The following is a 12,592-nucleotide window of genomic DNA, read 5'->3' as shown; positions in this document are numbered from 1 at the left end:
AAGAGCGTCTGTTCCTCTGGCCTCCGGTCATTTTGAGGGGTGAAACATGAAAGTAAGATCGAATCTCTACCGGAAGGAAAGCTACTACGGGTATTTATTCGTGCTGGCCCCCGTTGTTGGCTATCTCTTGTTTACGATGTATCCGCTGCTGTACTCCCTATATGGTTCTTTTACCGATTGGGATGGGCTCGGGCAGATGACGTTTATCGGGCTGGACAATTTCAAAGATATTCTCGCGGATGAGCTTTTTTATAAAGCGAGCTTTAATACGATTTTTATGATGATTGGTATTCCGATTGAAATTACATTAGCGCTGCTGCTGGCGATGGGCCTGAATCGAAAAATGTTCGGTACGACGACGTTCCGGGTCATCTATTATGTGCCGGTTATTTCTTCACTCGCGGCTGTATCAATTTTGTGGCAGTGGGCCTATAACGGCGACTATGGTCTGGTGAACCAGTTTCTAGCGCTGTTTGGTTTTGAGGGGCCGAACTGGCTCACGGATAAGTACACCGTAAAGCCCGCTCTTATTCTCATGATGATTTGGAAAAATATTGGATATTCCATGCTGCTTTATTTGGCTGCTCTGCAAAGCGTGCCGAAGGATTATTATGAAGCGGCGCAGCTGGACGGCGCAAATAGCTGGAACATTTTCTGGAACATTACGTTCCCGATGGTGAAGCCTGTAACGTTCTTTATCGTCGTCACGAAAATTATCGGGGGAGCGCAAATTTTCACTGAGGTTAACATTATGACGCCGACGGGCGGGCCGGAATACAGCTCGGCAACGGTCGTTTTCTACGTATGGAAGAAAGCATTCGAGAACCTGCAGATGGGCTATGCCTCGGGGATGGCGATGCTGCTGGGACTATTTATTTTCGTCATTACACTCGTGCAGTTCCGCATGAATGAACGTTCCTCGAAGGATATGGAATAAACTTGCCGGCAGGAAAGGAGTGAAGCCTGACTTATGCTATCGTTAAAAAGATTCAATCTGACCGATGTGCTCGCTTTTATCGTCATCAGTATCGGTGCCGTATTCATGATTGCCCCGCTGCTGTGGACGTTGTCTACCTCCTTTAAGTCGAAGGCGGAGGTTTTTGCGCTGCCTCCGGTATGGATACCGGAAACGTTCCATTTTGAGAAGTATATCGAAATTTGGGAAAAGGGCCCGCTGCTCAGCGGCATTCAGAACAGCCTGATCATTACGGTGTGCGTGACGATTATCGGCACATTCACCTCTAGTCTGGCGGCTTTCGCCTTCGCCAAGCTGCGGTTTCCTTTCAAAAATATGATTTTCCTGCTGCTGCTTTCCGCCCTAATGATTCCTTACCCGGCGGTTATGATTCCGCAGTTTATTCTGTTCTCTGAATTTGGCTGGGTCGATACGCTCAAGCCGCTGATCGTGCCGGGACTATTCGGCAATATTATGATGATTTTTTTCCTGCGGCAGTATTTGACCAGCGTTCCTGGAGCGATTATTGAAGCGGCAAAAATTGATGGCAGCTCGTATTTCGGCATTTTCTCCAAAATCATTTTCCCGCTTATCCGTCCAGCTGTGGCGGCGCAGCTTATTTTATGGTTTATGGCGGTATGGAATGATTATTTGGCGCCGATTATTTATTTGAATTCGCCGGAGAAGCAGACGCTTCAGCTCGTTATTGCGAATTTTAACGCGACTTATGCGATTCAGACCGATTATGCGCTTATTATGGCGGCCTCTTTCATTGCGCTGCTGCCGATGCTTATTATTTTTCTCGTGTTCCAGAAGCAAATTATTGAATCGGTTGCCATTTCTGGCGTGAAAGGTTAGAGGCGCCTATGAAACGATATTTGTTAACGATTACGGCAGTTGCAACGGTATGGCTGTCTGGCTGCTCTGGCGAGAAAGTGATTTATCCGCAGGCGCCGCCTAGCTACCCGATGTACGATACTTCAACGATAGACAATGAGCAGGGCTGGAATATAAGCAATGTACATGATCCTTCTATTATTAAGGAAGGGGATGCTTATTATATTTTCTCCACGGATGTTAAGGTTGGCGGAGTAGCAAAGCCGGGGCTCATGGTCAGAAAATCGAAGGATCTAATGAACTGGGAATGGGTAGGCTATGCGCTCGATGGTGTTCCTGCGGAAGCAGAGGCTTGGACGGGGGCAACGGGCATGTGGGCGCCAGAGGTTGCGAAGCTTAACGATCGCTTCTATTTGTATTATTCCGCGTCAACCTTCGGCTCGAATCGCTCGTTTATTGGCGTCGCAACAAGCGATTCGCTTGAAGGACCGTGGATGGATCAGGGGGAAGTCGTCAAGACGGGACCTGGTGATGAACCGAATGCCATTGACCCTAACATCGTAAAGGATGCCGAAGGCAAGCCTTGGTTTGTGTATGGTTCTTTTTTCGGAGGCATCTATGTATCTCCGCTTGATCCGGCTACGGGCAAGCTTAAGGAGCAGGGCTACGGGACGAAAATCGCGGCTCGCGCTGCCTCGGAATCGGGTGCCGTGGAAGGCCCTTATATGATTTATAATGCTGAGCAGAAGCAATATTATTTGTTCGTTTCCTATGATTCGCTCAGCCAGGATTATAATGTGCGAGTAGGACGCTCGGCGTCGATAACAGGGCCTTTTCTAGATTCTCTCGGGCGGGATCTGCTCGATACCGCCTATGATCCGACCTTCGATGTCGGTAACAAGCTTATGGGCGGCTACCGATTTGCTGAAGGAGAGGGCTGGATCGCTCCCGGCCATAATTCAATTTTGCAGGATGGCGATAGCGATTATATCGTTCATCATGCTCGCCCCGAGCAGGACTCAAACTGGATGTACCTGCATGTGCGCAAGCTGCTTTGGACTGGCGACGGCTGGCCGGTGGTGTCGCCGGAACGATTCGCGGGGGAACAGGTGCAGACGCTACCTAAGGCTGCGCTTGTGGGAACATGGGAGCGCATTGTACACGAGAAATATATAGACGGGCCTATTGATTCGGAAAGGGTCGAGCTGAGAAAAGACGGTAAGATTGGCGCCAAAGACGCAAAAGATGTTGTAGACTATTGGGAGTTTGACGGCGAGCATACGCTGCGCTTGTACTTTCAAGAAGAGGATCAGACGGAGGCGGCGGTCGAAACGGTGCTGGTACTGCCAGCATGGGACTGGGAGCTGAACGAGCCTACGCTCGTATTTACCGGCATGGACGACAAAGGGCTTGCTGTCTGGGGAAAACAGATCAAATAGCTAAAATACCTCTATAAAATTGGATAGCGGCACCCTAATAATGGGTGCCGCTGTTTGTGTATCGTATATTTAACCGGGCCTTCTGCAACAAGTCGGCCGTTATATCCCTTGTTAATCTTGCAAGACAGCATAATCTTGCCTCGTAACCTAACTCCAAAACAACGGAAGCCCTACCTCTCTTCCATCCTTGCGGCTCCTAGACCGCGCCAGTGTGAATCAAAGCTCGTACAGCACGAACGTGAGAATTCAGAAATAACAGAAAAGAAAATCCAGAAAAGAAGATTAAAATCTGTGGGAAAAATTGAATCTCTAGGAGGGATATTTGGGGGTTAAATATAACACATCAAAGTCTATTATAGCCCATATATAGAACAATTGCAAGGGGAGGCAAAAAGATGCCTCAATATGCATGACTTTTGCCTATCTGGATACGCTATTTTAAGGTGAAACAGCTGTCGCCGTCCTCTGGCGGCACGCGGCGTTGTTCCGCTTACCCGGGTAAGAGCAAACAAATGCAGGAGGCGTATCCTTTTATGCAGGATTGGTTGGAAATTACGCTGCGAACGTTGTCCTCGGTCGTTATATTGTTTGTCATGACCAAGCTGCTGGGCAAACGGCAAATTTCGCAGCTGTCGTTATTTGAGTATATTACGGGGATTACAATGGGGAACATTGCTTCGTATATTTCGCTTGACCTCGATAATGACTGGTATTTAGGTATTGTCGCTTTGTCGGTGTGGGTGATTGTGTCTGTAGGGTTTGAGTTCGCGACGATGAAAAGCAAAAAGCTGCGCGACTTTATAGATGGAAGAGGAACGGTGCTTATTAAAAAAGGAAAGCTGCTGGAGAGAAATTTAAGCAAGGAGCGTTTGACTTTGGATGAGCTGCTGGAGCAGCTGCGCAAAAAGGATGTTTTTCAAGTAGCGGATGTGGAATTTGCGATCATGGAGCAGAGCGGCGAGATCAACGTTCTATTGAAGAAGGAGCAGCACCCGCTGACCGCCGAAATGCTAGGCATCCAGGTTCCGGAGCAGGCAGAAGCCAAGACTATTATCATGGATGGAAAGGTGCTCCTGCCGGAGCTGAAAGCGGCAGGCCTTGATGAAAATTGGCTGAACAAAAAGCTGCGTGAGCAGCAAATGAAACTTAAGGACATTTTTTTGGGACAGGTGGATGATCAGGGAGGACTCATGCTTCAGACAAGCAGTAAATCCATTGAGCGAGCAAAGCCTAAAAACCCCAAAACGCAGCTTCTTCAGATAATGAAGCAATTTGAGGTTCAACTGCAGCTTCAAGATCAGCTGTTTCTCGATGAGAAGGACAGATCCGATTATCAAAGTGCGATAAACAAGCTGCAAGCGCTAATTAATAAAAAATAGGCCGGGCAGCCACTGGCGCTGTGTCATAAATGCTGTAAAATCGGCTGTTCAACGCAGACGATGTATTTTAAAATATACGGAGGTGGATATACATAACGATAAGGGGCGAGCTATGAGACAGGTTTTATTTTTGCGCGCATACAATTACTTCTATTTCTCGCTGTTTGCATTATTTCTCTCCTTTCTGCCGATTTATTTGGCTGAACGCGATATTAGTGCGACGAATATTGGGTTAATGCTGGGGCTGGGCAGTCTCATAGGCGTCGTATCTCAGCCGCTCTGGGGAATGATTAGCGACAAATATAAAGTAGTCAAAAAGGTTTTACTGCTGCTAATTGCGATATCCGTTGTAATCGGCGGACTGCTCTATCGCTCAACAGAGCTGGTGCCGTTGTTTGTAGGGATAAGCTTGATGTATTTTTTCTTCATGCCGACCGACCCTCTTGTTGAAAGCTTCAATTATCGCGTGTCCCGTCAATACAAGGTCAATTTTGGCTCGATTCGGATGTATGGGGCGCTTGGTTTTGCGATGGCCTCTTCCATCATTGGCTATGCGGGCAAGCACTATGGCATCGGAAGCTTGGCGGTATTATTCCTCGTTTATGGGGTCATTACCTTGCTGCTGTGCAGTCTGCTTGCAGAAGTGCCGGCAGCCTCCAAACCGATTGCAATCAGGGATATCGGCATGTTTTTCAAAGACAAGCAGACGCTATGGTTTCTCGGGCTTGTGCTGTTTCTCGCCGTGCCGCACCGGATGAATGATAATTATATCGGCCTCTACATCAAAAGTTTAGGCGGTGATGTCCAACTGGTCGGGCAAGCCTGGACCGTTATGACGATTATTGAAGTTGTCTTTTTTGCCATTAGCCATTATTTTATTAAACCGGGAAAAGAGCTGGCTGTTATCGCTGCTGCCGCTAGTTTCTATGCGCTGCGCTTTGCGCTGTCTGCTGTCGTCACGGATCCTGCTGCGCTCATGTGGCTGCAACTGCTGCAAGGAGTCTCCTTTGTGCTTTTTTATGCGGCTTCGATTCAGTATTTGTATGCGATTATTCCTGAGGAATGGAAGGCAACGGGGCAGACGGTGCTGGCGGTATTGCTGTTTGGGGTATCCAGCATAGTATCGGCAACCGTCGGAGGATGGTTCATTGATCAGTACGGCGGGGCGAAGCTTTACGGGGCAATGGCGTTCTGGTCGCTTGCTGCCATGCTGCTATGTCTGTTCATCATGCTGAAACAGAAGAAAGGGGACCCTGCATAAAGGTCCCCTTTCTTCATTGTTGCGTTGCATCAGCATATATAATAGAAGAGTTTTTTTGATACACAATGGCGAGGCGCGACTTTATGGTGTCTTTTTGGATTGAATAGGCTTAGGCATTTGCTTGCCGCCGATAAATTGATATTTCACCAAAGTATTAAAAGCATCGACATGCGGGGTCAGCGGCCGTCCGCCCCAAGACTCCACCGCATAATCATTCATTTGGTTCACAAAATCCATATTGGCGGATATGTGCACCTCCTGCACCATAGGGGCAAGCTCGCGAATACGTTTGGCGATAGTCTGTTTAAGCTCAGGAGACAGCTCATTGTGGTCGTTGACTGAAAAATACGACTGATAGGGCCTGACGAGCAGCCGATTGTCCTCAAGCGGGCTGACACGGCTCGTGTTGTAGGCGTCCTCCGGCTGTCCGCCGTTCAGTTGCTCCCGATTGCCGCCAGCACCTCTTGTGCCAACAGCGGTCCAATCAAGCACGATGCCGACATAAGCGTTTTTGTCCGTCAGCATGACGTTCGCCGAGGCGACGCCATTTAAATCCGTCACCTTTTTCGAGAGGGTATTGCTGTATTCAAAAAAAGCATTGTCATGCTGATGCGGGTTGTTCGTCGTCGTTCCATACATTTTGCTGCCCAGCATTTTTGGATCGCCGGCTTTCCTGCTGCCATAATCGTAGTCGCTGTTTTGTACCCGCTGCTCGTAGTTGCAGGCAGTGGATGAGCTAACGAGGAGGGCGGCGCATAATAACGCATTAAGCATTCGATTTTTAGGCATTTGGATGTCCTCCATTCCTGCTGTAATAAGAATAGGGTTTGTAGGGAACGATTAAATATACACAGGAAAAGCTATACAGATTTGACTTTGTGAACGGAAAGCCCGCGATTCTCGAAAAAAGCGCTTTAAAATAACGAATTTGACAGCTTTGCGAACAATTTGTGAACTCTCTGTGGAACATTGACAAATAAGGGCTTCAACTTTATATTTAATAAGGTATTAAGGTCGCAGAAGTTGTCATTTTTTATTAGCTTAAAAACAAGCAGTTTGCCACAATTTCGGGGTGTTTACAGCTGCAAAAACGTCAAAAGTGGGGTTGATTATTGATGAATCGGTGGCAGTTTTTAAAACGGCTTACGCCGCTTCTGGCCTTGATGGTATTGGTGCTGTCAGCATGCGGACGAGCAGATCTATCCGCGCTGAATCCCCAGGGGCCCGTAGCGCAAGAGCAATTCGGATTGATGAAGCTCGCATTTTCAATCATGATCGGTGTAGTTGTGATTGTCTTCGCGCTTTGTTTGTTTGTCATTGTTCGTTTTCGCAGACGCAAGGGGGATAAGTCGATTCCCAAGCAGGTCGAAGGTAGCCACAAGCTAGAGATTATTTGGACCGTAATTCCTATTATTCTCTTGATTATTTTGGGTGTACCTACTGTACAGTCCGTGTTTAACCTGTCAAAGGATTATTCAAACGATCCAGATGCGGTTAAAGTAATCGTAACTTCACACCAGTATTGGTGGGAATTCGAATATCCGGAGCTGGGCATTAAGACCGCGCAGGAACTGGTTATTCCTAAAGGCAAGATCATTACAATTGAAGCGAAGACAGCAGACGTGCTTCACTCGTTCTGGGTTCCTTCTCTTGCAGGTAAAATCGACACTAATCCTGGTGGTTCTACAAATAAAATGTTCTTCTCGGCACCAAAAGAAGGCGTTTACTTGGGCAAATGCGCCGAGCTTTGCGGACCTTCCCATGGCTTGATGGACTTTAAGGTGAAATCGGTTGATGATGCATCGTTCGACCGTTGGGCAGCCGCGCTTCAAGAACCAGTAGCAATGCCAAGCGATCCGGTAGTTGCTGCTGCTTTCGAAAGCAAATGTCTCGTTTGCCACGCTGTTGGCGACAAAGGCGGACCATTGTACCCGAACCTTACCGGTATCGGAAGCCGTGATTCCGTTGGTGGTATCCTGATTAATACAGATGATCCTAAGTACTCCAATGAAGGTTCCACTTATGACAATCTTCATCGTTGGATCGAAAATCCAAATGAAATTAAACCAGGCAATCTAATGGATAAGATCGATCTGACGCAGCAAGAGCTTGATGGTATTGCGAAATACTTATCGGAATTAACATTGGACTACGAAAAATAGATCATCGGTGATGAAAAGGAGGTACCAACTTGGCTCAAGGACACGCGGTTAAGCGTTACTCTGGTCTGATGGACTGGTTAACAACGGTTGACCACAAAAAAATCGGTATTTTATATTTGATCGCCGGCGGTTTTTTCTTTCTGGTCGGTGGTTTGGAAGCACTTCTTATTCGGATTCAGCTTTGGAAGCCGCTAAATGATTTCGTTAGTGCGGATACATACAATGAGCTGATTACGATGCACGGTACGACGATGATTTTCTTGGCTGCGATGCCGATGCTGTTTGCATTAATGAATGCGGTCGTTCCGCTGCAAATCGGCGCACGCGACGTTGCCTTTCCGTTTGTAAATGCACTAGGCTTCTGGACGTTTTTCTTCGGAGCGGTATTATTGAATGTCAGCTGGTTCACGAGCACAGGTGCGCCAGCAGCAGGCTGGACGGCCTATGCACCACTTTCGGGGCCGGCGTTCAGTACTGGCCATGGGATGGATTATTATGTCCTGGGTCTCCAGATAGCCGGTATTGGTACGCTAATCGGAGGCATTAACTTCCTGGTAACCATTATTAATATGCGTGCGCCAGGCATGACCTTCATGCGGATGCCGATGTTTACATGGGCTTCGTTCATTACGTCGGCGCTTATCTTGTTCGCTTTCCCTGCACTTGCTGTAGGCTTGGCAGCGCTTATGTTCGACAGGATTTTCGATGCCAACTTCTTCGACCCTAACAATGGCGGTAACGCTGTACTTTGGGAGCATATCTTCTGGATTTTCGGACATCCTGAGGTATATATCCTCATCCTGCCTGCCTTCGGTGTTATTTCCGAGGTAATCAGTACGTTCTCGCGTAAACGCCTGTTCGGTTACAGCTCGATGGTGTTCGCGACCATTCTGATTGGCTTTTTGGGCTTCATGGTTTGGGCGCATCACATGTTTACGACGGGTCTAGGCCCTGTTGCAAACGCCTTGTTCTCAATAGCAACGATGCTGATTGCGGTACCAACAGGTATCAAAATCTTTAACTGGATCTTTACAATGTGGGGCGGCTCGATCAAGTTTACGAGCGCTAACTTGTATGCTGTTGGATTCATTCCAACCTTCGTTATGGGTGGCGTTACAGGTGTTATGCTTGCAGCTGCGCCAGCGGATTTCCAGTATCACGATACGTATTTCGTAGTTGCCCATTTCCACTACGTTATCGTCGGCGGTCTGATTTTAGGTATTTTCTCCGGTCTTCACTACTGGTGGCCTAAAATGTTCGGTCGCATTCTGAATGAAACGCTTGGAAAATGGACGTTCTGGATATTCTACATCGGCTTCCATCTGACATTCTTTATTCAGCATTTCCTCGGTTTGCTCGGTATGCCGCGTCGTATTTGGACGTACCTGGACGGCCTTGGATTTAATGAAATGAACCTGATTAGTACAATCGGTGCGATTATGATGGGTGTTGGTACGATTATGTTCATTCTGAACGTAGTTATTACGAATGCAAAACCACAAAATGCAGCGGATGATCCTTGGGAGGATGGCCGTACGCTGGAATGGACAATTCCATCGCCGCCTCCGGAATATAACTTTAAGCAAACTCCGCTTGTTCGCGGCTACGATGCTTACTGGAAAGAAAAAATGGATGGACACAAAGGCATGACACCTGCTGAGCCAATTGGCTCGATCCATATGCCATCTCCTTCTATTCTGCCGTTCACAATGTCGCTTGGCTTGTTCATTACAGGCTTTGGCCTGATGTATTCGAGGGATTGGACGTTTATTACAGAGCATATCGGCTTCTATGTTGCCGGTCTCGGCCTGTTGATTACGTTCGGAAGCATGTTCCTTCGCTCGGTATATGATGATCATGGTTTCCACATTGAGCCGGAAGAGTTGGAAGACAAGGGGGTTAAAGCATGAGTACACATTCACATGCAGAGGGGCAGCTTCCTCATGAGCCCGAGAAAGCCACTCTTGAGGGTCGCAATAAAGTATTAGGCTTCTGGCTATTTCTTGGTGGTGAAACGGTCTTGTTCGGTACGCTGTTCTCGGCGTTCCTTGCCCTTCGCCATCAAGTGCTGGATGGACCGCAGCCGAGCGAGCTGTTTAAGCTTTCGCTCGTTGCAGCAGCAACTGCTATTTTGCTTACATCAAGCTTGACTAGCGTATTTGCTATCCAAGCGCTGCATAATCATAATGTAAAAGCGTTAATCAACTGGTTGATCGTAACCGTAGTGCTCGGACTTGGATTCCTTGGACTCGAAATTTATGAGTTTTACCACTACGTGCATGAAGGACATGGCTTTACGACAAGTGCGTTCAGTTCTTCCTTCTATACGCTAGTAGGTTTCCACGGTGCTCACGTTGCGTTCGGTATTTTCTGGATTTCCAGCATTATCGGACAGTTGATGAAAAAGGGCCTTACGGTTGTTACAGCTCCTAAAGTGTACGTTGCAGGTATGTACTGGCACTTTATCGACGTAGTTTGGGTATTTATCTTCACCGTCGTTTATTTGATGGGAAAGGTGGTCTAGCCAAATGGCAAGCAATCACTCGACAGCTGAAGACCAGCGTCCAGTTCGCCACAACTCAGAAGGACCGAAGAAGCACATTATTGCTTTCATTTTCTCCATATTGCTAACACTCGTGGCATTCGCTGCGGTAGCGGCTGGCGAAATCAATAAAAGCTTCATCTATATCATTATCATGGGTTGCGCTATGCTCCAAGTATTCGTACAAATGGCATTCTGGATGCATATGAAAGACCGCGGCCATGTTTTCGCTACGGTCGGCATTCTTATGGGCGTATTCATTGCATTCACGTGTATCATTATGGCGGAATATTGGGTTTGGTGGTAATACAGATTTACAATTGCACAGAGGAGGGTTCCCGGGTGGGTTCCCTCCTCTTTTGCAGAAGATAAAGGGAGGTTGCAGCCATGCTTGGCCTGGAATATTTCAGTTTTGAAGAGTTGTGGACCCCATGGTATATGTTCGGTACAATTGCAGTTATTATTTTGTATTTTTATATGAACGGACCATGGCGGGAGAAGCACGCACCGCTTGAGGCGTCTGCAACAGGCAAGCAGCGGTTTATGTTTGTTGTTTCAGCTATTCTCTATTATTTGTGCAATGGCGGGCCGCTTAATTTCCTGGGACATTTAATGTTCACCTTCCATATGTTCAATATGTCGATTTCGTATCTCATTGTGCCGCCAATGCTTATTTTATCAATCCCTGCATTTATGTGGCGCAAGCTGTTTGCTTCGACAAAATGGCGTTCGCTCCATTTTCTAATGAATCCTATTTTATCGCTGCTGCTGTTTAATCTATTGTTTTCTTTTTACCATGTTCCAGTCATACATGACTTTGTCATGACGCACTATACGATTCACCGTATCTATTATTTTGTTATGCTAATTGCTGCGATTATGATGTGGTGGCAGATTGCATGTCCCGTGCCGGAATGGAATCGCCTGACAGATTTGAAGAAGATGGCGTATGTTTTCGCGAATGGCATTTTGCTGACTCCCGCGTGCGCCTTAATTATATTTGCAAGCTCTCCCTTATATGCGGTATATAATGATCCGAACGTCTGGGTTCTGGCGATGGGTTATTGTGTTTCGGGCGATCCGACAAGGCTGCTTACGATGTTCGACGGTCCTCAATTTTTCAATTTGATGGAAGTGGTAGAGGACCAGCAGTTGGGCGGCATCGTCATGAAGCTATTGCAAGAAGTAATGTATGGCATTATACTGGCGTATATATTCAAGCAATGGTACAAGCGTGAGCATAAAGAAGACGATTTGCCTAATACCAATACAGGTACGGCATAAGCTTATATAAGCTGAACCTAAGTGTTATGGAGCAGGGGAGAAACGGAGAGAGCGATAGCGTCCGCCTTTGTTTTCGGATTTCATCCTTAAAGAGGAACAAATTCAAGAAATCAGAAAATAACAGCGGCCGGAGGTCCAAACTTTCTCGCAGTGACGACCTTTGCTACCATGCGATTCATTAGTTCAACTTCTGTAATAGTCATGCGGATTTACTATTTTACCGATATAGGTGGGATCGACATTGGATTGGTATTTTATTCTCCCTACAATAAGCACATCGTTTATCGTTATTAGTGCGATACTGGTTGCGATTGGTTGGGGACTGATTATTAAGCGGAAGGTTGAGGCGCATAAGAAAGTGATGATTGCAGCTGCAATTGCAGCCATCATCTTCTTTATTATTTACTCCTCACGAACAATAGTTGTCGGCAATACGACATGGGGCGGACCCGAAAGCATGCATCTCTATTATGTTATTTTTCTAATTTTCCATATTACGCTCGCAACGGTTGCAGCGGTATTTGGAATTACGACGCTGGTGCTCGGATTTAAAGAGAAGTATGCCAAGCATCGCAAATGGGGACGCGTAACGTCGATCATTTGGTTTTTCACAGCGATTACGGGAGTTATTGTTTATGTGCTGCTTTATTTATTGTATCCGGGCGGCCATACGAAGCCGATGATTGATGCTATATTTGGTCTATAAGGTTAAAATCACGACAAGGAAGCCGCG

12 protein-coding genes are annotated in these 12,592 nt (G+C 47.0%); 11 read left to right on the top strand and 1 reads right to left on the bottom strand.

The annotated features are described in order from the left end of the window. Positions 1-46 precede the first annotated feature (46 nt). The 5 genes from AC50YG_RS06615 to AC50YG_RS06595 all read left to right on the top strand — a co-directional run bounded on the left by AC50YG_RS06615 (position 47) and on the right by AC50YG_RS06595 (position 5,871). Positions 47-937, top strand: coding sequence for a carbohydrate ABC transporter permease (locus tag AC50YG_RS06615; RefSeq protein WP_341281261.1), 891 nt, complete (start codon positions 47-49; stop codon positions 935-937). A 33-nt stretch (positions 938-970) separates the two neighbouring features. Next, entirely contained in the window at positions 971-1,813 is an 843-nt protein-coding gene (locus AC50YG_RS06610; RefSeq protein WP_494825617.1) for a carbohydrate ABC transporter permease, read from the top strand. 29 nt (positions 1,814-1,842) lie between these two features. Further along, positions 1,843-3,231, top strand: coding sequence for an arabinan endo-1,5-alpha-L-arabinosidase (locus AC50YG_RS06605; protein ID WP_494826349.1), 1,389 nt, complete (start codon positions 1,843-1,845; stop codon positions 3,229-3,231). A gap of 533 nt (positions 3,232-3,764) precedes the next feature. Next, positions 3,765-4,610: a DUF421 domain-containing protein gene (locus AC50YG_RS06600; protein WP_494825615.1), complete on the top strand. Its 846-nt coding sequence runs from the start codon at positions 3,765-3,767 to the stop codon at positions 4,608-4,610. Positions 4,611-4,722: 112 nt separating this feature from the next. Further along, on the top strand, positions 4,723-5,871 hold the full coding sequence (locus AC50YG_RS06595) for an MFS transporter (protein WP_494825613.1): 1,149 nt from the start codon (positions 4,723-4,725) through the stop codon (positions 5,869-5,871). Positions 5,872-5,952: 81 nt separating this feature from the next. On the opposite strand, the gene AC50YG_RS06590 is transcribed toward AC50YG_RS06595, so the two are convergent. Beyond that, entirely contained in the window at positions 5,953-6,660 is a 708-nt protein-coding gene (locus AC50YG_RS06590; protein ID WP_494825611.1) for a YhcN/YlaJ family sporulation lipoprotein, read from the bottom strand. 323 nt (positions 6,661-6,983) lie between these two features. On the opposite strand from AC50YG_RS06590, the gene coxB reads away from it, so the two are divergent. The 6 genes from coxB (at position 6,984) to AC50YG_RS06560 (ending at position 12,565) form a co-directional block, all read left to right on the top strand. Further along, on the top strand, positions 6,984-8,033 hold the full coding sequence (gene coxB / locus AC50YG_RS06585; protein WP_494825609.1) for a cytochrome c oxidase subunit II: 1,050 nt from the start codon (positions 6,984-6,986) through the stop codon (positions 8,031-8,033). A gap of 68 nt (positions 8,034-8,101) precedes the next feature. After that, positions 8,102-9,943, top strand: a complete 1,842-nt coding sequence (gene ctaD / locus AC50YG_RS06580; protein WP_473758419.1) for a cytochrome c oxidase subunit I — start codon at positions 8,102-8,104, stop codon at positions 9,941-9,943. After that, complete coding sequence (locus tag AC50YG_RS06575) at positions 9,940-10,557, top strand: cytochrome (ubi)quinol oxidase subunit III (protein ID WP_494825607.1); 618 nt, start codon at positions 9,940-9,942, stop codon at positions 10,555-10,557. The genes ctaD and AC50YG_RS06575 overlap by 4 nt, the downstream gene beginning before the upstream one ends. A 4-nt stretch (positions 10,558-10,561) precedes the next feature. After that, on the top strand, positions 10,562-10,882 hold the full coding sequence (locus tag AC50YG_RS06570) for a cytochrome C oxidase subunit IV family protein (protein ID WP_341281268.1): 321 nt from the start codon (positions 10,562-10,564) through the stop codon (positions 10,880-10,882). An 80-nt stretch (positions 10,883-10,962) separates the two neighbouring features. After that, positions 10,963-11,859: a cytochrome c oxidase assembly factor CtaG gene (gene ctaG, locus AC50YG_RS06565; RefSeq protein ID WP_494825604.1), complete on the top strand. Its 897-nt coding sequence runs from the start codon at positions 10,963-10,965 to the stop codon at positions 11,857-11,859. Positions 11,860-12,100: 241 nt separating this feature from the next. Beyond that, positions 12,101-12,565, top strand: a complete 465-nt coding sequence (locus AC50YG_RS06560; protein WP_473758119.1) for a DUF420 domain-containing protein — start codon at positions 12,101-12,103, stop codon at positions 12,563-12,565. The last annotated feature ends 27 nt before the right edge of the window (positions 12,566-12,592 follow it).

It is taken from the genome of Paenibacillus sp. J31R34 (assembly GCF_059383715.1).
This window is presented reverse-complemented; position numbering and strand designations above follow the sequence as displayed.

What these genes read in the sequence shown, in the direction of transcription:
- AC50YG_RS06615 (WP_341281261.1), top strand. Translation starts at nt 47, where the DNA reads ATGAAAGTAAGATCGAATCTCTACCGGAAGGAAAGCTACTACGGGTAT.
- AC50YG_RS06610 (WP_494825617.1), top strand. Translation starts at nt 971, where the DNA reads ATGCTATCGTTAAAAAGATTCAATCTGACCGATGTGCTCGCTTTTATC.
- AC50YG_RS06600 (WP_494825615.1), top strand. Translation starts at nt 3,765, where the DNA reads ATGCAGGATTGGTTGGAAATTACGCTGCGAACGTTGTCCTCGGTCGTT.
- AC50YG_RS06595 (WP_494825613.1), top strand. Translation starts at nt 4,723, where the DNA reads ATGAGACAGGTTTTATTTTTGCGCGCATACAATTACTTCTATTTCTCG.
- AC50YG_RS06590 (WP_494825611.1), bottom strand. Translation starts at nt 6,660, where the DNA reads ATGCCTAAAAATCGAATGCTTAATGCGTTATTATGCGCCGCCCTCCTC.
- ctaD (WP_473758419.1), top strand. Translation starts at nt 8,102, where the DNA reads ATGGACTGGTTAACAACGGTTGACCACAAAAAAATCGGTATTTTATAT.
- AC50YG_RS06575 (WP_494825607.1), top strand. Translation starts at nt 9,940, where the DNA reads ATGAGTACACATTCACATGCAGAGGGGCAGCTTCCTCATGAGCCCGAG.
- AC50YG_RS06570 (WP_341281268.1), top strand. Translation starts at nt 10,562, where the DNA reads ATGGCAAGCAATCACTCGACAGCTGAAGACCAGCGTCCAGTTCGCCAC.
- ctaG (WP_494825604.1), top strand. Translation starts at nt 10,963, where the DNA reads ATGCTTGGCCTGGAATATTTCAGTTTTGAAGAGTTGTGGACCCCATGG.